Source organism: Rhodococcus gordoniae (assembly GCF_001646655.1).
In the GTDB taxonomy this organism is placed as follows: Bacteria; Actinomycetota; Actinomycetes; order Mycobacteriales; family Mycobacteriaceae; genus Rhodococcus; species Rhodococcus gordoniae.
Map to the genome: position 1 here is coordinate 19,360 of NZ_LPZN01000011.1, position 21,110 is coordinate 40,469.

The 21,110-nt window shown below is 67.5% G+C and carries 16 protein-coding genes and 1 riboswitch; of the genes, 11 read left to right on the forward strand and 5 right to left on the reverse strand.

Annotated features, from left to right (window positions below; translation table 11 throughout):
- The first annotated feature begins 110 nt into the window (after positions 1–110).
- Genes A8G18_RS06155 through A8G18_RS06180 form a run of 6 tightly spaced genes read left to right on the forward strand, consistent with a single transcriptional unit; the run spans position 111 to position 6,879 of the window.
- A complete protein-coding gene (locus A8G18_RS06155; RefSeq protein WP_064063159.1) occupies positions 111–959 on the forward strand; it encodes an urea amidolyase associated protein UAAP1 in 849 nt (282 codons plus the stop codon).
- On the forward strand, positions 956–1,606 hold the full coding sequence (locus A8G18_RS06160) for an urea amidolyase associated protein UAAP2 (RefSeq protein ID WP_064063160.1): 651 nt from the start codon (positions 956–958) through the stop codon (positions 1,604–1,606). The genes A8G18_RS06155 and A8G18_RS06160 overlap by 4 nt, the downstream gene beginning before the upstream one ends.
- Positions 1,607–1,613: 7 nt before the next feature.
- Complete coding sequence (locus A8G18_RS06165; protein ID WP_064063161.1) at positions 1,614–3,584, forward strand: 5-oxoprolinase/urea amidolyase family protein; 1,971 nt, start codon at positions 1,614–1,616, stop codon at positions 3,582–3,584.
- Positions 3,581–4,348, forward strand: coding sequence for a hypothetical protein (locus A8G18_RS06170; protein WP_064063241.1), 768 nt, complete (start codon positions 3,581–3,583; stop codon positions 4,346–4,348). The genes A8G18_RS06165 and A8G18_RS06170 overlap by 4 nt, the downstream gene beginning before the upstream one ends.
- Complete coding sequence (locus tag A8G18_RS06175) at positions 4,345–5,376, forward strand: isopenicillin N synthase family dioxygenase (RefSeq protein ID WP_064063162.1); 1,032 nt, start codon at positions 4,345–4,347, stop codon at positions 5,374–5,376. Before A8G18_RS06170 ends, A8G18_RS06175 begins: the two co-directional genes overlap by 4 nt.
- Before the next feature lie 21 nt (positions 5,377–5,397).
- Positions 5,398–6,879 carry a high affinity choline transporter 1 gene (locus A8G18_RS06180; RefSeq protein ID WP_064063163.1) on the forward strand — a complete coding sequence of 494 codons (1,482 nt, stop codon included), beginning with the start codon at positions 5,398–5,400 and terminating at the stop codon, positions 6,877–6,879.
- Between the two features lie 52 nt (positions 6,880–6,931).
- On the opposite strand, the gene A8G18_RS06185 is transcribed toward A8G18_RS06180, so the two are convergent.
- Positions 6,932–7,828 (reverse strand): type IV toxin-antitoxin system AbiEi family antitoxin domain-containing protein, encoded by an 897-nt coding sequence (locus A8G18_RS06185; protein WP_064063242.1) that lies wholly within the window; start codon positions 7,826–7,828, stop codon positions 6,932–6,934.
- Between the two features lie 625 nt (positions 7,829–8,453).
- On the opposite strand from A8G18_RS06185, the gene A8G18_RS06190 reads away from it, so the two are divergent.
- Positions 8,454–9,374 carry a phosphodiesterase gene (locus A8G18_RS06190; RefSeq protein ID WP_064063164.1) on the forward strand — a complete coding sequence of 307 codons (921 nt, stop codon included), beginning with the start codon at positions 8,454–8,456 and terminating at the stop codon, positions 9,372–9,374.
- On the opposite strand, the gene A8G18_RS06195 is transcribed toward A8G18_RS06190, so the two are convergent.
- A complete protein-coding gene (locus A8G18_RS06195; protein WP_064063165.1) occupies positions 9,371–10,867 on the reverse strand; it encodes a stealth family protein in 1,497 nt (498 codons plus the stop codon). The two genes, A8G18_RS06190 and A8G18_RS06195, sit on opposite strands and share 4 nt — an antisense overlap.
- 262 nt (positions 10,868–11,129) lie before the next feature.
- A riboswitch (TPP riboswitch) is annotated at positions 11,130–11,221 on the forward strand.
- 55 nt (positions 11,222–11,276) lie between these two features.
- Between A8G18_RS06195 and A8G18_RS06200 the strand changes: the two genes are divergently transcribed.
- Both A8G18_RS06200 and A8G18_RS06205 read left to right on the forward strand, forming a co-directional pair.
- Entirely contained in the window at positions 11,277–12,041 is a 765-nt protein-coding gene (locus A8G18_RS06200) for a 3-oxoacyl-ACP reductase (RefSeq protein ID WP_064063166.1), read from the forward strand.
- Positions 12,041–13,345 carry an LLM class flavin-dependent oxidoreductase gene (locus A8G18_RS06205; RefSeq protein WP_064063167.1) on the forward strand — a complete coding sequence of 435 codons (1,305 nt, stop codon included), beginning with the start codon at positions 12,041–12,043 and terminating at the stop codon, positions 13,343–13,345. Before A8G18_RS06200 ends, A8G18_RS06205 begins: the two co-directional genes overlap by 1 nt.
- 15 nt (positions 13,346–13,360) lie before the next feature.
- Here the strand turns inward: A8G18_RS06205 and A8G18_RS06210 are convergent, their stop codons facing one another.
- Both A8G18_RS06210 and A8G18_RS06215 read right to left on the reverse strand, forming a co-directional pair.
- A complete protein-coding gene (locus A8G18_RS06210) occupies positions 13,361–14,305 on the reverse strand; it encodes a PDDEXK family nuclease (protein WP_064063168.1) in 945 nt (314 codons plus the stop codon).
- A 61-nt stretch (positions 14,306–14,366) separates the two neighbouring features.
- Positions 14,367–15,647, reverse strand: coding sequence for a serine hydrolase domain-containing protein (locus A8G18_RS06215; protein WP_064063169.1), 1,281 nt, complete (start codon positions 15,645–15,647; stop codon positions 14,367–14,369).
- Positions 15,648–15,827: 180 nt separating this feature from the next.
- Here A8G18_RS06215 and A8G18_RS06220 point away from each other — a divergent pair, with 180 nt between their 5' ends.
- The gene (locus A8G18_RS06220) at positions 15,828–16,874 is read left to right on the forward strand and encodes a zinc-dependent alcohol dehydrogenase family protein (RefSeq protein WP_064063243.1); all 1,047 of its coding nucleotides are present in this window, start codon (positions 15,828–15,830) and stop codon (positions 16,872–16,874) included.
- A gap of 3 nt (positions 16,875–16,877) precedes the next feature.
- On the opposite strand, the gene A8G18_RS06225 is transcribed toward A8G18_RS06220, so the two are convergent.
- Positions 16,878–19,106 carry a glycoside hydrolase family 3 C-terminal domain-containing protein gene (locus A8G18_RS06225; protein ID WP_064063170.1) on the reverse strand — a complete coding sequence of 743 codons (2,229 nt, stop codon included), beginning with the start codon at positions 19,104–19,106 and terminating at the stop codon, positions 16,878–16,880.
- A 126-nt stretch (positions 19,107–19,232) separates the two neighbouring features.
- Here A8G18_RS06225 and A8G18_RS06230 point away from each other — a divergent pair, with 126 nt between their 5' ends.
- Positions 19,233–21,086 carry a TerD family protein gene (locus tag A8G18_RS06230; RefSeq protein ID WP_064063244.1) on the forward strand — a complete coding sequence of 618 codons (1,854 nt, stop codon included), beginning with the start codon at positions 19,233–19,235 and terminating at the stop codon, positions 21,084–21,086.
- Positions 21,087–21,110 lie beyond the last annotated feature (24 nt).

The following is a 21,110-nucleotide window of genomic DNA, read 5'->3' on the forward strand; positions in this document are numbered from 1 at the left end:
ACACGGATGAAACACACGTCACGGACTCGTTACGCCGGGGACATTCCCCGAAGATGAGCGATCGGAAAACTGTCGATCGACAGTTTCCCCGGACCGCCGATCGGAGCGCCATGACCGAGACCCTCGCGACCGCCACCACGCACGCCGCTCGTGCCCACGCCCGAGCGCAGGCCGGAACCGTCACGGACGCGATGCCGATCGTCCCCGCCTCCTCCTGGCCCGCCCCGCCGAACGGCCGTGCGGCAGCGATGACCTGGGCCGAGACCGTCCCCGGCGGCCGCTACACCGGCAAGGTTCTCGCCCGCGGCACCCGCCTGCGGTTGCGGGACGTCGACGGCACGGCCTGCGCGCACGTGCTGCTCTTCCGTGCCGATGCGCCGCACGAGCGGCTCAACGTCGCCGACACCGTGAAGGTGCCCTGGCAGGCCTATCTCGGAACCGGGCACCCCCTGCTCTCCGACCAGGGCCGAGTACTCGCGACCATCGTCGCCGACACCTCCGGCCGGCACGACGCCCTGTGCGGCACCACCCATCTCGCCGGAAACACCGCGAAGTACGGAGCGGGAGAACTTCATTCGCCGTCGCCGGCCGGCCGGGAACTGTTCTCCGTCGCCGCCGCCAAGCACGACCTGCAACCGCGCGACCTGCCGCCGTCCCTGTCCTTCTTCCACGGCGTCCGTGTCGAGGAGGACGGAAGCCTCGTCAGCACCGGTAACGCCGGGCCCGGCGCCTACGTCGACCTCCTGATCCACCTGCCGGTGATCGTGCTCGTCGCCAACACCGCGCACCCGCTCGATCCCGATCCCGAGTTCACCACCGGCAGCCTGGAGGTTCTCGCCTGGCGAGCGCCCGAAGAACTGAATTCGCTGCCGAACACCGATCCCGAATACCAGCGCGCCGTCCTCAACACCGACGACGCCTGGGCCGCCGCCACGTCCGAAACGGAGATCCGCCGATGACCCTCACCGCAGACACCGCAGAACTCGCCCTCGTTCCCGGTCGCGTCGTCCTCGACGAGATCGTCGGACTCCGCGGACCGTGGTCGGCCGTCGTCGCCGCGGGAGACGTCCTCACGATCGTCGACCTGCACGGCAATCAGGCCGTCGACACGCTCGTCTACGACGCGCACGACACGGGCCGGCGGTACAGCGCGGCGGCCACCGTCGCCGCACAGCAGAATCTGTTCCTCACCACCGGATCCGTGCTGCGCGACTCCGAGGGCGCTCCGCTGATGACGCTCGTCGCCGACGAGGTGGGAAATCACGACACCGTCGGTGGCGCGTGCTCGCAGGAGTCGAACACCCTGCGCTACGGGCACCACACGAAGCATCAGCACGCGTGTGTCGAGAACTTCCTCATCGAGGGCGCGAAGTGGGGCCTCGGCAAGCGGGATCTCGTCTCCAACATCAACTTCTTCATGAATGTGCCCGTCGAGGCGGACGGCACCCTCGGCATCGTCGACGGACTCTCCGCTCCCGGAAAGCGCCTCGCGATCCGCGCCGAGCGCGACGTGCTCGTCCTCGTCTCGAACTGCCCCCAGATCAACAACCCGTGCAACGGCTTCGATCCCACGCCGGTTCGCATGATCGTCACCCGCGAGGAGTGAGCCTGCCATGACCACCAAGATCGGCGTAGAACGCCCCGGAATGCTCACCACCGTCCAGGACTATCCGGGTCGCACCGGATACTGGCAGATCGGCGTACCGCCCTCCGGGCCCATGGACGACCTGTCCTTCCGTCTCGGCAACGTGGCTCTCGGCAACGACGAGGGCGCCCCCGGCCTCGAGACCACGATGGCAGGTCCCGCGCTGCGTTTCACCGAGGACACCGAGGTGTGCGTGACCGGTGCTCCCGCCGTCGTCCGGGTCGACGGAGTCACCGTTCCGCAGTGGCGGCCCGTCACCGTTCCGGCCGGCGGACTGCTCGACGTCGGCGTCGTCTCCGGTCCCGGCCTGCGCGTCTACATCCTGGTCCGGGGCGGACTCGACGTTCCCGAATTCCTCGGCAGCGCCTCGACGTTCACGCTCGGCACGTTCGGTGGTCACGAGGGTCGTACCCTTCGCGAAGGCGACGTCCTCGTCGTGGGTGACGACCCCCTCGGTGAGAGCGCGCCCGTCCCGTCCGAACACGTGCCGGCGCTCGGCACGCGCTGGGAGATCGCGGTGACCGAAGGCCCGCACGGCGCCCCCGAGTTCTTCACCCGCTCCGACATCGACACCCTCTACGCCACCGAGTACGAGGTGCACTTCAACTCCGACCGCACCGGGGTCCGGCTCATCGGCCCGAAGCCGGAATGGGCCCGGACCGACGGCGGGGAAGCGGGGCTGCATCCGTCGAACATCCACGACAACGCGTACTCCGTCGGTGCGCTCGACTTCACGGGCGACACCCCGATCCTGCTCGGCCCCGACGGGCCGAGCCTGGGCGGCTTCGTGTGCCCGGTGACGGTCGTCGCCGCCGACCGCTGGAAGCTCGGTCAGCTCGCACCCGGCAACACCGTCAGGTTCGTCCCCGTGAAGTCGCAGCACAGCGCGTCGCGCCGCGAACTGGGAGTCGGTCGTCGTGCAGGTCTGTCGCTGGTCGCGTCGGGCGGCGGCGACGGCGACGACGGAGTCCTGGCCCGCCGCGACGGGCACACCGCCGTCACCTACCGCCGCAGCGGCGACGACAACGTCCTCGTCGAGTACGGCGACATGACGCTCGATCTGGCGCTGCGGGCCCGCGTGCACGCCCTGCACCAGCGCCTCGAAGCGCAGCGACCTGCCGGCCTGCTCGAACTTACCCCCGGTATCCGGTCGCTGCAGGTCAAGGTCGATCCGGATGTCCTGCCGGTACCGGTCCTGCTCGGTCTGCTCGCCGAGGTCGAGGACGGTATCGGCGACAGCGACGAACTGGAAGTGCCCAGCCGTCAGGTGCGCCTGCCGCTGTCCTGGGACGATCCGGCGACCCGCGAGGCCATCCAGCGCTACATGCACGGCGTGCGGTCGGACGCGCCGTGGTGCCCGTGGAACATCGAGTTCATCCGTCGGATGAACGGCCTCGACACCGTCGCCGACGTGTTCGACACGGTGTTCGCCGCCGACTACATGGTGCTCGGACTCGGCGACGTCTACCTCGGTGCACCGGTCGCGACACCGCTCGACCCGCGGCACCGGCTGGTCACCACCAAGTACAACCCGGCCCGCACGTGGACACCCGAGAACGCGGTCGGGATCGGCGGTGCGTATCTGTGCATCTACGGCATGGAAGGCCCCGGCGGATACCAGTTCGTCGGCCGCACCACCCAGGTGTGGAATCACCGGCACCCGCAGCCGGCCGGGCCCTTCGAGGACGGAACGCCGTGGCTGCTGCGGTTCTTCGACCGGATCTCCTGGTATCCCGTCGACCCCGGGGAACTGCTCGATCTGCGCGCCGATCTCGCGGCCGGTCGTGGCGGGGGAGTGGAGATCACCGACGGGACCTTCTCGCTGGCAGACCACCGGAAATTCCTCGCCGACAACACATTCTCGATCGCGGAGTTCCAGGCGACCCAATCCGTCGCCTTCGCGCAGGAGCGGGCACGGTGGAAGGCGACCGGCGCATGACGACCGCCGAACGGATCCGGCTCGCGGGAACCCGGTTCGAGCGAACCCTGCTGGCGCGTCCGGGCACCGAACCCGACACCACCACCCGGGTCACCTGGGTGCAGGGCGAGAAGTTGTACTGCGATCTGAGACAACCCGCCTCACTGCCTGTGGTGACGGCCTCGACCGCGAACGACATGAACTTCGACGATCTCGTGGCACTCGCGACGCAGGACGGTTTCGCAGGCCGGTTGCTCGACCGCGGCGATCACGTCGAGTGGGAACGCGCCGTGTCGTTCCACCCGCTCGGTCCGACACCCGACGCCGGCAGTCTGGCCCTGCTCGACGCGGACACTATCGTCGAACACGGTGTGTACGAGGACTACACGGAACACTGGCACACCGCCGGCGTCTCGTCCGACATCGAGGAGTATCTGCTCGAGGACATCGACACCGGGGCGACCGCGGTACTCGTGCGGGTGGGGGAGACCTTCGCGTTCGCGCGCGGCCGCGACCGCACCCCCGGATCCGGTTCTCTGCTCGAACGCATCAGGGGGGCGGCGACACTCCGCGAGGCCCGCGCAGTGCTCGACTGCGAGGTCGCCGTCGGCCGAGTGTGCGCCGGCCGATGGAACATCACCGCATCGACTCTCCCGTACTGGATCGGGGACTACCTCGACCCCGCTTTCGGAGACGAGATCCACACGAGCGACGTCACATTCGGCGGAACACCCGTCACGAGGCGGTGGCGTCCGCTCGACCCGAACCTCAGGACGGAACCATGACCTTCACCAGCATCCCCGTCGTCGACGTACACGCACTGGTCTCCGCCGACGACAGCGGACGGGACGCAGTCGTCGAGGAACTCGGGCGTGCCGCCCGCGAGGTCGGTTTCGCTCAGATCGTCGGGCACGGTATCGATCCCACCCTCATCTCGGGACTGAAGACAGCCGCAGAACGCTTCTTCGCACTGCCCGACGAAACCAAGATGTCGGTCTACATAGGCACTTCGTCGAACCACCGCGGCTATGTGCCGCCGGGTGAGGAGGTGTTCGCCGGTGCCACACCCGATCACAAGGAAGCGTTCGATCTGTCCATCGATCTTCCCGCCGGCGATCCGGACTATCTGGCCGGCAATCCACTGCTCGGACCGAACCAGTGGCCCGAACTGCCGGACTTCGAGAAGCCCGTGGGGGCGTACTACGATGCCGTATTCGGTCTGGGCCGTGTGCTTCTGAGGGCTTTCGCCGAGACGCTCGGTGAGCCGTCCGACCTGTTCGATCGGTATGTGACGACACCGCCGGCGCAGTTGCGGATGATCCATTATCCCTACGATCCCAGTGCATCCGACCGCCCCGGTATCGGCACTCACACCGACTACGAAATGTTCACGCTGCTCCTGCCCACGGCGCCGGGGCTCGAAGTGGTCAACGCCGACGGAGACTGGATCGAGGTCCCCTACCGCGACGATGCTTTCGTACTGAATATCGGTGACCTGCTGGAGATCTGGACGAACGGTGTGTTTACAGCGACGTCACATCGGGTGCGTAAGGTTGCTCAGGAGCGTTACTCGTTCCCCTTGTTCTTCAACGTCGACTACGACACCCGGGTCGAGCCGCTGGAGAGGTTCGTCGACGCGGACGGACCACGATACGACGGAGTGACGGCCGGCGAACATCTGTTCGCGCAGACTGCTCAGAGCTTCACCTATCTCCGCAACCGGCTCGCCTCCGGCGAGATCGTTCTTCCCGACAATGCCCGCCCCCTCTATTCGCTCGGACGCGAAGCCCAACGCAGCGCTCCTGCCGTCTGACCTTCTCCATACGGAGCTGCCATGATCATCACCGGTGTTGCCGTGTGCCTCGTCGTACTTCTCGGGGCCGGCTTCTACTCCACCCGCAAGGTCCGCGGACAGGCGGGCAACTTCTTGCTCGCCGGTCGCTCGCTGGGCGCACCCGTTCTCGCCGTCCTGCTCATGTCCCAAGTCATCGACTCCAACGCGACCCTCGGTTCGGCCGACCTCGCGGCCGGATTCGGATTCTGGGCCGGCGCGGCGATGCCCCTCGGCGTCGCGCTCAGTGTTCTGCTCGTCGGAATCTTCTTCGCGAAGCGCCTGCGGGCGACCGGCGTGGTGACCCTGCCGGAGTTCTTCGCCCGGCGCTTCGGGCGCGGCACCGAGATCACCGCCTCCGTCCTCACCGTGGGCAGCTTCGGCATCCTCCTCGCCGGCAACCTCGTCGCGCTGGCCTACCTCCTGCAGTACTTCCTCGGTCTGAACTACACCGCTGCGGTACTGGTGATCATCCCGTTCGTGCTCGCCTACACGATGGCCGGCGGCATGTTCGCGAGCGTCTACACCGGCATGGTCCAGTTCGCCGTGATGGCCGTCGGCATCGTCTCCCTCCTCGCATGGGTGGCCCTCGGTCCCGGCTTCACCCACGGTGACGGCCTCGGCATCGGTGATCTCGGGCAGCTCACCGACCCGGCGCAGGGCGCCGCGATCAACTGGGCCACGATCGTCGCTCTCGGACTCGGCAACCTCGTCGCGATCGACCTGATGCAGCGTGTGTTCTCCGCCAAGTCGCCGCACGCGGCGCAGCGCGCCTGCTTCTCCGCGGCGACCGGCATTCTCCTGCTGTGCGTGCCGCTCTCGTTCGTCGCTCTCGCCGCGGTCTCGATCGTCGGTGACAGCGCTGCCGACGCACCGATCCTCTACGTCCTGCTCGGGCAGTACACCCCTCAGTGGTTGTCGATCCTGGTCCTGTCCGGTCTGGTCACCGCGTCGCTGACCACCATCAGTGGGGTGCTGCTGTCCACCGCGACGGTCCTGGTGCGCAACGTCTTCCGAGTCGGCGGCGAGAACGCCGCGATGTCCTCGGACGTCATGAAGGCCACGCGTCTGCTCATGCTGCCCATGGCGGCCTTCGGCGCGCTCGTCGCCCTGCGCGTTCCGCAGACGGGCATCCTTCTCACCCTCACCTTCGACCTTCTGCTCGCCTCGCTCGTCGTTCCGTTCATCCTCGGGCTGTTCTGGTCGCGTGGGGACGGGCGTGCCGTGGCCGCCGCCGCGATCGCCGGGATCACGGTGCGCGCCGGCTTCTTCGTCCTCACCCCGACGATCTACGGCGTCGACAACACCCTGCTGTACATCCCGAACTCACTGGTCACCTCGTCCGTCGACGGCTGGACCACCTTCATCGGATTCCTGGTGTCGCTGGTCGCCTACGTGACGGTCGCGCTGGTGCGACGCCCCGTCCGCGCGGTCACCGTTCCGGAGCCGGCCGTCCTGCCTGCGAAGCAACCGGTCGCGGTGTAGCTCGCGCGCCGAACCGGGGTTCGCTACCGCAACACGCGGGGCGAACCCCGGTTCACCGCGTCAGCTTCGCGGCGCGACGCGCAGCCTGCCGGAGTCTCTCCGTCACGACGTCGAACCGTTCCAACTCCGCCCACGTCCAGCGCACCACTTCGTAGCCCGCGTCGCGGATCGCGTCCTGCCGGAGCTTCTCGTCGAACACATCGCGCGGATCGGAATACTTGATCCGCCCGTCGAACTCGCCGACGACGCCGTTCTCCCAGAAGAAGTCGACGCGATAGCGTCGCCCGTTTCCACCCACGATCTCGTACTGGAGGATCGGTCGCGGGAGTCCCGCTTCGGCAATACGTAGACGCGACAGCGACTCTCCTGCACTCTCGCTGCGACCGTCCAGGAACGGCACCACCGTGCGGGCACGTGCCAGGCCGTGGCGAGTCCGGGCATCGACCAGCGCGCGTGAAACCTGTTCACGCATAACGGGGTACAGACGAAGGGCGGAATCGCCGGCGATCACGGCCTGCTCCTTCGGGAGCGTGCGTGCGAGGTCGACGACGGTCCGTGCGGCCGACGTGACGGGTACTCCGTCGACGACCACCACGTCGTCGCCGAGTTCGGTCGGATGCACATGGATCTGCGAGGTGACGCGGCCGCGCCGCGTGGCAGGTCGGGAGATGTGGACGAGATCGAGTGGGACGTCCCATAGCTCGAGTCCGTGCAGGGCCGCGGCCGACGCGTGGCTGAGCGCCTCGTCGGGACCGAGCGTCGCTCCGACATGTCGGGCACGGACTCGGTGGACGCCGACCGGCCCGAGTGCGTCGAGGTCGCAGCGGTGCAGATAGCAGCCGCGTCCGACCCGTACGAGTGAGCCGGTGCGAACGGCAGTGCGGATCTCGGTGTCCGAGAGACCCGCGAGGGCGAGCGAGGCGTTGGTGAGGATGTTCGGATCAGTCACAACGACGATCCTGCGCGGTACGACACCCACCGAACCTGCGACGATCTCCGATCCGGGGCACCTGTGGATCGATCGCGGGGTTGGGGACAAACTCTGTTGGGAGGCCGTTGACGCGCCGAACCGGGTTCGCGCGTGCTACAGCGGCGGCGAACCCCGGTTCGGCGCGTTCCTCGCTTCCTCGAAGACGATGTCCCCGAGGAGGGTGCACTGCTCCACCGCGGAAGGCGGCTGCATGTTTGGGGATCATGACGCCCCTCACCGGGATGGGTAGTGGTGAATCCATGGCACTCCCGGTGGGGACGTCGAGAGGGAACGGCAGTCGTGTGTCGGACGCCGAACGTCCGTCGACCCTGTTCGCGCGCCGAACCGGGGTTCGCTGCCGTAACACGCGGGGCGAGCCCCGGTTCACCGCGTCAACGACCGGTCCATGAACGACCCTCTGTTGTGAGCCAGATCACCAGGGCTGAAGCAGCTGTCCGTTTCCGCAGGTCACCAGGCAATAACACGCTGTTCGCCGCGGGGTCTGGGTCTCGATGTGATCCAGAAGCCATGGAGTCGTGGAAACACAATCGCTACCGTTGATGGCGATCGAGTGCCCGAAACGGGCGAATGGAAGTGAGAGATCATGGGCAGTTCTCCAGCCCCTGAGCGAACAGCCGAATATCCCAGACCTTCGCACACCCTCCTTCATCTCACCGATACGCACCTCGTCGGTGGAGACGAACTCCTCTACGGCACCGTCGACGCCGACACCCGCCTCGGGCTGATCCTCGAGGACATCCGTGCGTCACAGGTCCGTCCCGACGCCCTGGTGTTCACCGGCGACCTCGCCGATCGCGGTCAACCCGACGCCTACCGCAAGCTCCGCAGGCTCGTCGAGCCGCTGGCGGCGGCGCTCGGTGCCGACATCGTCTGGGCCATGGGGAACCACGACGACCGGGCCGTTTTCCGAGAAGAGCTCCTCGACGAAGCGCCCGCCGGCGCGCCCATCGACGAAGTCCACAGGGTCGGCGGACTGCGGATCATCACGCTCGATACTTCGGTTCCGGGCCATCACCACGGCGAGGTCTCTGCCGAGCAGCTCGCCTGGCTGGCCGACGAGCTCTCGACACCCGCGCCGTTCGGTACCGTTCTCGCACTGCATCATCCGCCGGTGCCCAGCGTCTTCGACATGGCCGTGCTCGTCGAACTCCGCGACCAGGCCGGTCTCGCCGAGGTGCTGCGCGGCACCGATGTGCGTGCCATCCTCGGTGGCCACCTGCACTACTCGACCTCGGCGACGTTCGCGGGCATCCCGGTGTCGGTTGCCTCGTCGACCTGTTACACGCAGGATCTGAACGTTCCGGTCGGGTCGCAGCGTGGGCACGACGGCGCGCAGGGCTTCAACCTCGTGCACGTCTATCCCGACACGATCGTGCATTCGGTGGTGCCCAGCGGAAGTTACGCCACCGCCGGGCAGCCCCACACGGCCGAGGATGCGGCGCGACGTCTGGCCGAAGCCGGCATTCGCATCCCCGAGAACCCCGACCTCACCGTTCGCGTCTAGTCGATGTCCGGTCGACCCGGGTAGTCGGTTTCCCAGGGCGCCGGAACGGGGTAGTACCGCTCGAGGAACTGCGTGACCTTCGCCGTCCGCAACTCCAGGTCGACTTCCGGTGTACTGCCGTCGTTCAGGCAGAACAGGTCGAGGTTGCGCCGGGCCAGGATCGTGTCCAGCCGTCGCAGTCCGGTCTTCGCCGTGGTGTCCACGTACGCCACCTTCGCCGTCGTCTGCTGTACCGCACGGCCGGTCAGCAGTGTGTAGTAGTGGTAGAAGGAATTCGTCACCGAGATGTTGTCGGCAGCCCGGAACGGGCTCGCCGCCGTCGCGGCGAACTCGTCCGCGAACTCCTGTTCCATCTCCGCCATGATCGACCTGCGAAGCGGGACCGGCGTGTGCTCGAGATGCCGGGTGATGGTGGCCCCGAATCGGTCCTGCAGCAGCGTCCGGTTCATGCGGGCGGAGTTCTCGAAACCGCTGCGCGACGAGTGGTTTCGGCCGAGACCGATCCGCACGTCGCACTCGATGAACTTGCCGACGCCGCCGCCGGAGAAGAACAGGCTCGGGCTCACCCGGCGACCGAAGAACATGTCGTCGTTCGAGTACAGGAAGTGCTCGGACAGCCCCGGGATGTGGTGCAGCTGCGACTCGACCGCCATCGAGTTGTAGGTGGGCAGCGCCGACGGGTCGGCGAAGAACTCCTCACTGCGGACGAACGTCACGCGCGGATCGTCGGCGAGCCACGCCGGTCGCGGCGAGTCGGTGGCGACGAAGATCCGCCGCACCCAGGGTGCGTACATGTGGACCGAACGCAGGGCGTACTTGAGTTCGTCGATCTGCCGGTAGCGCGCCGGCGAGTCGTCACCCTCACCGACGACATAGTTCTGCATGAGCTTCGCGCGCTCGGCCTGGAACGACGTCGACGACCCGTCGACCCAGGAGAATACGAGGTCGATCTCGAACGGGATGTCGCCGGGATGGCGGTCGAACATGCCTTCGATCGTGGGCCACAGCTGCCCGTACCGTTCGACGGTCGTCCGGCGCATCTCGTCGCGCCGTGCGGTCGTGCGGGTCAGAGCATTCGGGCGAGGCATGATCACTTCGTCGTCGGTGTAGGTCCACAGCTCGATGTCCACGCCGTTCGACGCGCCGTACCGCAGCCCGCTGGTCAGCTCGACCCGCGGGCGGAACAGCCGGAACACCCGATTCTTCTTGGCGGGCGACAGGTGTCCGTCCGCGACGAGGGTCGAGCGACGCTTCGAACCGACGGCCTTCGAGTAGAAGGGTTCGTCGGAGCATCCCTCGGCGAGAGCGGCACGCAGCCTCTTGCGGTCGGACCGGTCGATCGCCAGGATCGGACGTTCGCTGTCGTCGCGCACGAGCAGGTAGTCGATGCGCGCCCGGTCGAGCACGCGGCGCAGGAACAGCACGTCCTCGATCTGCGCTTCGTCCGGCGTGGTGGTGGTGATGGGGATCGCGTAGCGATCCTCGAACCACACGACGTCCTCGTGGCGCGCGGGTCCGCGGACCGGGGCACGGTCGAGCGGCGGGGCGTCTCCGACCTGCTGGGAAAGGGAGACGTAGGGAGCGTTGTAGGGGGCCGGCGAGTGCGTCGGAATCTCCTTTCGCGGGTCGGGTCAGGAAAGGCTCATTTTAACGCCGATCTGAGCTAAGTTTCCGGGTCGGTGATGTGACGATCCGATGAACGCCGACGCCGACGGTCTCGACGGGGTCGAGATCCCGAGGTGTAACCTGTGCGCAGGACTCGACACGGGGTGCCGGACACGGCTGAGAGAACACCCGTCGAACCTGATCTCGATTATGCGAGCGAAGGGATGCCGAGCCGGCGACAGGCCTGAGGTCTGTCGCCCTCACGCACCCTTCCCGACACAGGGAAGGCACAGAAAGATGTCACTGCAGAACCGGATCGTCCTCGTCACCGGTGCCGGTCGCGGCCTCGGCCACAGCATCGCGCAGGCGTTCGCCGACGAAGGAGCCGCCGTCGTTCTCGATTACCGGCGCAGCGGCGAGAGCGCGCACGAACTGGCCGACAAGATCGGACCCGAGCGGGCCGTCGCTCTGAAGGCCGATGTCACCGACCGCGCCGACGTCGAGTCGCTGTTCGCGCGGGCCCGCGAGCACTTCGGGCGACCCGTCACCACGGTCGTCAACAACGCCCTGCCCGACTTCTCGTTCAACGGCGACGCCCGCGCCAAGGCGGACGAGATCGGATACGCCGAATTCGGTGCCCAGTTCGACGGGGTCGTCGGTGGTGCCGTCAACGTCATCCAGGCCGCGCTGCCGGGCATGCGGGAAGCCGGCGGCGGCAGCGTCGTCAACATCGGCACCAATCTGTTCCAGCATCCGGTGGTCCCGTACCACGACTACACCGCCGCCAAGGCCGCGCTGCTGTCGCTGACCCGCACCTTCGCCGCCGACCTCGGCCCCGACGGGATCCGCGTCAACATGGTCTCCGGTGGTCTGCTGCGCACGACCGACGCATCGTCGGCGACGCCGGAGGCGGTGTTCGACCTCATCGCGTCGTCGACGCCGCTGCGGAAGGTCACCACCCCCGAGGATTTCGCGGCCACGGTGCTGTTCTTCGCATCCGACTGGTCGCGGGCCGTCACCGGGCAGAACCTGGTGGTCGACGGAGGACTGGTGATGAACTGATGCCCGGACCACGCACCCTCCACCTCAACGCCTTCCTCTACGGCGTCGGGCACCACTCGGCGGCATGGCGCCATCCCGACTCCGCCGCCGAACGCATCGGCGACATCACATATTTCGAGGAGCTTGCCCGCACCGCCGAACGAGGACGCCTCGACGCCGTGTTCTTCGCGGACGGTCACAGCGTCAACCCGAAGTACACGGCGGGCACCACCTGGTTCCTCGAACCCCTCACCGCGTTGGCGGCCATGGCGCGCGCGACCGAGCACATCGGTCTGGTCACCACCGTTTCGGCAAGCTTCTTCACGCCGTTCCACGCGGCACGGATGCTGGCCTCGCTCGACCACATCAGTGGTGGCCGCGTAGGAGCCAACATCGTCACCTCGATGTTCGACGACGAAGCGCGCAACCACGGATTCGACGCGCTCCCGCCGCACACGGAGCGATATGCCCGGGCGGAAGAGTTCATCGAAGTGCTGTGCGCACTGTGGGATTCGTGGGACGACGGCGGTGTCCTCGTCGACCGGGCCGGCGGCAGGTTCCTGGACTCCTCCGCGATCCGTCCGATCCATCACCGGGGCAAGCACTTCCGCGTCGACGGTCCCCTGACCGTGCCGCGGTGCCCGCAGGGCCGTCCCGTGTTGTTCCAGGCCGGAGCATCGGAGACCGGCCGCAACCTCGCGGCCCGCCACGCCGAGGCCGTCTACTCGGTCGCGTGGGACATGACCGCGGCGCTCGAGTACGCCACCGACGTGCGTGCACGCATCGCCTCCGTGGGCAGGGACGCCGGTTCGGTCGCCATCCTGCCGGGGCTCGTGACCTACGTCGGCCGCACCGAAGACGAAGCGTGGGCGAAGAAGGCGGAACTCGACGCTCTGCTCGACATCGACGCCGCCCTCGCCCAACTCGGAGTCTTCACCGGTCAGGACTACACGCGCCACGATCTCGACGCTCCCGTCGGCGACCTGCCGCCCATCGAGGAGTTCACCGGTCCGCAGGGCCGCTATGCGACGGTGCAGCGCATCATCGAGACCCGGCGTCCCACCTTGCGCGAGCTGCTCGGTTACCTCGCGGCGGGTGGTGGCCACGCGACGATGATCGGCACCCCCGAATCCGTCGCCGACAGCATCGAGGAATGGTTCACCGCGGGTGCCTGCGACGGTTTCAACCTGATGTGTCCCGCCTATCCGGATTCCCTCGACGACTTCGTCGATCTCGTGGTCCCGGAACTGCAGCGCCGCGGCCTGTTCCGGACCGAATACCCCGGGTCGACCCTGCGCGACTCGCTCGGTCTGAAGGCGGTGTAGCAAAGCGCGAACCGGTCATCGGAGCGGGTTGTAGCGCGCACCGATGACCGTTTCGCGCTCTGAAGCTTCGCGACGCGCCTGTTGCCGGCGACGTGCACGCTCGAACCGATCGACGACGACGTGGAATCGCGACAGCTCCGCCCAGTTCCAGCGGATCACCTCCAGCCCGAGATCCCGCAACGCATCCTCGCGCGCCTTCTCTGCGAGCAGGTGGTGACGTCCGGTGTATTTTCCGGCGCCGTCGAATTCACCGACGATGCCGAGTTCACACCACAGGAAGTCCACCCGGTACCGGCGTCCGTCGCGAACGGCGATCTCCTGCTGCAGGTCGGGTATCGGTAGACCCGCCTCGATCATGTGCAACCGCGACAGAGATTCGCCGACGCTCTCGCTCCGCCCGTCGACGAGGCGCGCGACCGACTCCGCCGCGACGATCCCGGTCCTGCCGCGACATGCAGCAACGATCCGGGGCAGGTCGAGGCGCGCCGTCGGATCCGCGCGCAACGCCGAGTCGCCGATGACGAGAGCGCGCGGACGCGACAGTGTGCGCGCGACGTCGACGACGGTACGAGCGAGCGACGTGACGCGCAGACCGTCCACGTCGACGACGTCACAGTCCAGGTCGGAGGTGTGGATGTGCAGGTCGTCGCTCACCCGGCAGCTGCGCGTCGACGGGCGCGTGAAGTGGATCCGTCCCAGCGGCGCGTCCCAGACGTCGAGGCCGTGGACGACCGCGGCCGTTACATGACTGAGCGCCTCATCGGCTCCGAGGCGGGAGCCGACGAGGTGTGCCCGGGCGAGGTGAACGCCCACGGGGCCGAGGGCGTCGACGTCCTCTCGTGTCATGTACGTGCCGCGAGCGATCCCGACGAGCTCGCCGTACCGGAGTCGTGTGCGCACCGCACGATCCGAGACGCCGGCCTCGGCGAGCATCGCCCTCGTCCACACCTGTCGGGTCATGGACCGATCATCGGGCACGGCCGGGGACCCGGCCGTGCCCGCCCACCGGACGCCGGTACGATCAGCCTCCCGGCGTCGGCGCGGGTGTGCTCTCCTCTGCGTCGGGAGCGCGTGCCGGATCGCCCGGCGCCTGATAATCGGAGCCGTAGAAGATCGGCAGGATGCCCTTGACGAGGGTGAGCGCCGAACCTTCACCCGACGGCACCGTCGACAGATTCGTGGCGATGACGATCGTCAGGTCGGTGTCCGGGTCGTGGCCCATGAAGGTCATGAAGCCCGGAAGCTGCCCGTCGTGTCCGAGCAGCGGCCCGAACCGGGCCATGCCGAGCCCGTATCCGGCGGTTCCCCCGCCCACCGATTGCACGCTGTCGAGCCGGGTCTGCTGCATCTGTCGGTCGAGCAGCCCACCGCCGACCAGTGCCTTCACATAGGTCGTCATGTCGTCGACGGTGGAGATCGCAGCGCCCGCCGTCCACGCCCAGGAGGGATTGTCGTCGGTCACGTCGTTCGGCTTCAGTGTTCCGGCGACCGCTGCGGCCTGCTGGTCGTCCGGCAGTTCGAAGGTGTCGATGGTGGAGACGTTGGTGCCGAACATGTAGCCCTGCGGATGCGGATCCGGGATCGAGGCGTCCTCGATCGCCGGGAACGAGGTGTTCCCGAGTTCGAGTGGAGCGAAAATGCGCTCGTCGAACGCATCCGCCACCGGCATGCCCGTCAGTTCCTCGATGACGAGTCCGAGCAGCACCGTATTGGTGTTGCTGTATTCGAACTGTTCCCCGGGCGGGAAGTTCACGGGCCGAGAGAACGCGATCTGCAGCAACTCCTCCTGCGTCCACACCTTCTCGGGTTCGCGGTCCAGTGTCGCGTTGAACTCCGGATCGAAGGTGTAGCTGTACAGGCCGCTCCGCATCTCGGCGAGCTGCGCGATGGTGATGGTGTCGCCGTTCGGGACACCGTCGATGTACTTCGAGATCGGGTCCTCGAGCGACACGCGACCTTCCTGCACCAATTGCAGGATGGCGGTGACGGTCATCGTCTTCGTGTTGCTGCCGATACGGAAATGGTCGTCGGCGGAGATCGGCTCGTCGGTGTCGAGGATGGACGTACCGAACGTGCCGGTCCAGTCACCGCGGTCGGGGGAGCTGATCTGTATCACCGCGCCGGGAATGGCGTTGTCGCGCATCAACCGGTCGACGGTCGATTCCACCTCCGCCACATACTCGGGCCCGGCCTCCTCGGAGGAGGCAGGGGACGTCGCGGACTCGGGCTCGGTGGTGTCGGAACTGCACGCCGAGACGGCCAGTACGACCACCGCCACGAGTGAGGTTGCGAGTGTCTTCATCGATCGTCTGCTTTCGGGATCGGTGGTCCCCGAAAGAGCAGGGGACTCTGTGGTGGTGTCACGAATCCGGACATTTCCCGCTGTCGAGGTGAATTTTTCACCCCCTCCGAACGATTCCGATCGCAGTGTCCCTCATGTCATCCTTGGAACAGGGCCGAATCCGTGTACGGAGGTCAGATCATGAAGGCACTGGTGTTCCACGGGCCGGGGAAGCGATCCTGGGAGGACGTTCCCGACGCAACCATCCAGGACAGTACCGACGCGGTGGTGCGGGTCGACGCGGTCACCATCTGCGGCACCGACCTGCACATCCTCGGAGGGGATGTGCCCGAGGTGACCGACGGCCGGATCCTCGGCCACGAGGCCGTCGGCACCGTGGTCGAGGTGGGGGACGGAGTGCAGACACTCGCTCCCGGCGACCGAGTGCTCGTCTCGTGTATCACCGCGTGCGGTACGTGCCGCTTCTGTCGCGAGAGCCGGTACGGGCAGTGCCTCGGAGGCGGCGGCTGGATCCTCGGGCACCTGATCGACGGCACCCAGGCCGAACTGGTCCGAGTTCCGTACGCCGACAATTCGACCCACCGCATTCCCGACGGCGTGAGCGACGAGCAGATGCTCATGCTCGCCGACATTCTGCCCACCTCCTACGAGGTCGGCGTACTCAACGGCTGTCTTCGACCGGCCGACGTCGTCGTCGTCATCGGAGCCGGACCCATCGGACTCGCCGCGATCCTCGCCGCACGACTGTTCAGCCCGAGCCGCATCGTTGCCGTCGACCTCGCCGACAGTCGCCTCGACGCGGCGAAGGCGTTCGGGGCTAACGTCGTGGTCAACAGCGGTCGCGAGGACGCGGCGGCCGTCGTCCGAGATCTCACGGGAGGTCTCGGCGCCGATGTCACCGTGGAGGCCGTCGGCTATCCCGAAACGTTCGAGCAGGCGGTCGCGCTCGTCAGGCCGTGCGGACACGTCGCGAACATCGGCGTGCACGGCAAACCTGCGACCCTGCACCTCGAGGACATCTGGATCAAGAACCTGACGATCACCACCGGCCTGGTCGACACCTACTCGACGCCCACACTGATCGGTCTCGTGAGCAGTGGTCAGCTCGACACGTCGCCGATGATCACGCACCGGTTCGCGCTCGACGAGTTCGAACAGGCCTACGACGTGTTCTCCCGTGCCGGCGAGACCGGTGCGCTGAAAGTACTCCTCACGGCCGGGTCGTGACGCTCATTCCTGCTGATCGGCGATATCGAGAAGCTGCTGGATCTGCTCCGGCTCGACCCCCGGAGCGAACCCGGCGAGACGACCGAGCGGCATCGACGCCGCCATCTTCAGAACACTCTCGTCGACCCCGACCTCGCCGCCGAGCGAACCGAACGCCTGCAGGACGATCTCGGCGGCCGCGGGGTTCTGGAACAGTTCTCCGAGAGACGACTCCATCGTCAGCGGAATTCGCACCGCGTCGCCCGTCACGTCGACGGTGAGCGTCTGCCGGATGTCGCGGCTCGACGCACCGATGTCGATGCTGTACGTGCCACCTTCGACCACCCAGGAATCGACGCGGGTGTCCCAGTAGGCGAGGTCGTCGCGTCGGATACTCACGGCGACACGTTGCGATTCGCCGGATTCCAGACGGACCTTGGTGAAGCCCTTCAACTCTCGCGGCGCCCGCGCAACGGACGAACCGGGTGCACCGGCGTACACCTGCACGACCTCGGCGCCCGCACACCCACCCGTGTTGGTGACGGTGACGTGCACCGTGAGATCGCCGTCGGATTCCACAGCGGCATCGGAGTATTCGAACGTCGTGTACGACAAGCCGTGACCGAAGGGGAAGGACACGTCGAGGCGACGCGCGTCGTACGAGCGGTATCCGACGAACAATCCTTCTCCGTACCGCACATGGCCGTGTTCGCCCGGGAAGTTCGTGTGCGCCGGGGTGTCCTCGAGCCGGATCGGGACGGTCTCCGCGAGGCGGCCGCTCGGATTCACGTGCCCGTAGAGCACGTCGGCGACGGCGCCCCCACCGGCCTGCCCGAGCAGCCACCCTTCCACGATCGCAGGAACACGGTCGGCGAAGCCGCTGAGCCGCACGACACCGCCGTTCGACAACACGACGACGACGTTCGGGTTCGCCGTCAGCACAGCATCGAGCAGCGCGGTCTGACGCTGCGGGAGTTCGAGGTCGTCGCGGTCGAAACCTTCGGATTCGAGTTCGGCGGGTACACCGAGGAACACGACCGCGATATCGGCGTCTGCGGCACGCTTCACCGCCTCGTCGACGAGTGCGGCCGAGTCCGATCCGTCGAGCGCGTAACCGGCGGCGAAGGGAACGTCCCGGCCGGACAGCGACCGGATCTCGTCGAGCGCGTTGTCGAGGCGCGTCGGTTCGATCCGGGACGATCCGGCGCCCTGGTAGCGCGGCGTGCGGGCCAGTTCGCCGATCACCGCGATGTTCGCGTCGGTGGCGAGAGGGAGCAGGTCGTTCTCGTTGCGGAGCAGGACGATGCTCTGCCCGGCCACCTCGCGTGCGAGGGCGTGATGGGCATCGGCGTCGAAGGTCGCGCGGGGATCGGACGCAGCGACGGCCTTCTGCACCAGTTCGATCACCCGCGCGGCTGCCGTGTCGAGGACCGATTCGTCGACCGTGCCCGCCCGTACCGCCGCGACGATCTCGGCGTCCGTACGACCTCCTGTGGACGGCATCTCGAGATCCAGACCTGCCGCGAGGGACGCGACGCGGTCGTCGACAGCACCCCAATCGCTCACGACCAGACCCTCGAAACCCCACTCGTCGCGCAGGACGTCGGTGAGCAGCCACGGGTTACGGGACGAGTACACCCCATTGATCCGGTTGTACGAGCACATCACCGTCCACGGCTGCGCGTCGCGCACGACCCGCTCGAAGGCACGCAGGTAGATCTCCCGCAGTGGCCGCGGGTCGACGTCGGCGGAGACCCGCATCCGGTCGGTCTCCTGGTTGTTCGCCGCGAAGTGCTTGAGTGACGCACCGACCCCCTGCGACTGCATGCCGTGCACGAGCGCAGCGCCCAGAACACCCGAGAGCAGCGGATCCTCCGACAGGTACTCGAAGTTCCGGCCGCACAAGGGGGAGCGCTTGATGTTGATACCGGGCCCGAGCAGGACACCGACCTGCAGTGCGCGGGCCTCCTCGCCCAACGCCGCGCCGACGCGCTCGAGCAACTCCGGGTCGAAGGAACACCCCAGCGCGACGGCAGGCGGGAAGCAGGTCGCGGGCACGGACGAGTGCAGACCGAGATGGTCGCCCTCGGCGGTCTGTTTCCGCACACCGTGCGGCCCGTCGGTGAGCATGATCGAGGGGATGTTCTCGCGCGCAATCGGTTCGGTGTGCCAGAAGTCGAGGCCGCTGGTGAGCGACGCCCTCTCCTCGACGGTCAGTCGCGCCACGATCTCGAGAGGTGAGCGGTCGGTCATGCTGCTCCTTCGGCGGGGTCGGTCCGCTGCACCATAACCCCTGGGGGAGACGGACGATATCGACGGAGCCGGCGCGCGTGGTACATCGGGAGGGCGGTGTCGATCCTGTCGGTCGACTGGTCGAGAATGTCCGATTGTGGCGGTTTTCGTCGGGGGACGAAGCGATCGGAGGAGTACGTGATCGAAGTGCATGCACCGGCGGAGGGGTCCGTGACGTTGCCCCGCGACCATCGATGGGTGGTGGTCGACGTCGAGACCTCGGGTGTACGTCCCAACGCCCACAGGGTCCTGAGCGTGGCCGCCCTCGTGTTGCGCGAGGACGGGTCCGTCGAGCGAGAGTTCTCGACTCTCGTCGACCCCGGCTGCGACCCGGGACCGGTGCACATCCACAACCTCACGCGGGAGCGCCTCACCGGGTCGCCGCGCTTCGAGGACATCGCCGGCGAACTCGCCGGGATTCTCGACGGCGCCACACTCGTCGCCCACAACGCGTCGTTCGACTACGGGTTCCTCGACGCCGAGTTCCGTCGGGCCGGCACCTCGCTTCCGGCGGAGCACCGCCTGTGCACGCTCGCGTTGTCGCGCCGGCTCGATCTCGACGTCCCCAATTACCGGTTGGCCACCCTCGCGCAGCACTGGCAGGTCCAGCAGTTGCAGGAGCACGACGCCTACGACGACGCGCGCGTCCTGTCGGAGATATTCCTGCGCAGCGCCGCCATGGCCGACAACCTGCAGTTGCCGCTACCCGTCGTGAACTGCCGCAGCCGAAAGTCGGTGTATCCCGCATCCATCCCGCGGGTCGCGTGCCAGTGGAAGAACCCGGGTCGTCTCGGCGACGACGGCCTCGTCCAGGGCATGAAGGTCGTGATCAGCGGCTCCACCGTCACTCCGCGTGTCGCGCTCGCGAACCGGCTGACCGACGCCGGACTCGACGTGATGAACAACGCGAGCAAGCAGACAAGCGTCGTGGTGTGCAACGACCCCACGGTGCAGACCGCCAAGGTCCGCAAGGCGATGTCCGAAGGCATTCCCGTGATCAGCGAACACCAGCTCGAGGACCTGTTGACGCGAGTGCGGCCGGGCGAACCGAAGGTCGCGACCGTCGTCGACATCATCCCACCGCCGGAACCGCAGGTCGCGATGGTGCCTCAGGTCCGAACACTGACGGGGCAGAAGCCCAAGATGTGGACCGGACGCACGGTGCTGTTGCTCGGCGGCACGCATCTGCAGGCCGTCATGATGCGCTCGCGCCTCACTCAGCTCGGTGCCCGGCCGGCCCTCAACTTCACGGCCGCCGTCACCGACGTGCTGGTCCTCGAAGGGGGAGAGGCCGACAAGCGGATGGCGCGGGTCGCGGCGCGCGAGCTGCCCGTCCTGCGACCCGACGACGTCGATGCCGCGGTGGAGAACGGAGTGGTGCCCCCGCACATGCGGGCGGAGTCGCGGCTGACGGCGCCGGTGCTGTCCCGCGGTGAGGTTACCGACCTGCCGTCCGACAGTCACCGCTGGGCCGTGAACGTCGCCTGGAAAGCCGAAGCCGTCGGCGACGAATTCGATCTCGACATTGTGGCCTTCCTGCTCGGCGCCGACGAGAAGGTCGACACCGACGACGATTTCGTCTTCTACAACAACCCGCTCTACGACGACGGTGTCGTCGAACTGACCATCGACGGTTCGAGTGAGCACTGCATCCGGGTCGACCTCGCGGAGCTTCCCGCCGAATGCGAACGCATCGCCGTCGCCGCGGCCATCGACGGCAACCGCACCTTCGGCGAACTCGGCGCAGTGTCGGTCGGAGTCGACAGCGACAGCGGTACCGCCGCGACGTTCGTGCTCGACGCCGGCACCACCGAACGCACCATGGTGCTCGCCGAGATCTACCGTCGCGCCGGCATATGGCGGCTGCGCGCGGTGGGGCAGGGGTACGACGACGACCTCGCAGCCCTCGCACGCCGGTACGGGGTGGAGGTCGACGACTGATTTCTGCTTCGTCGTTCGGGCGGA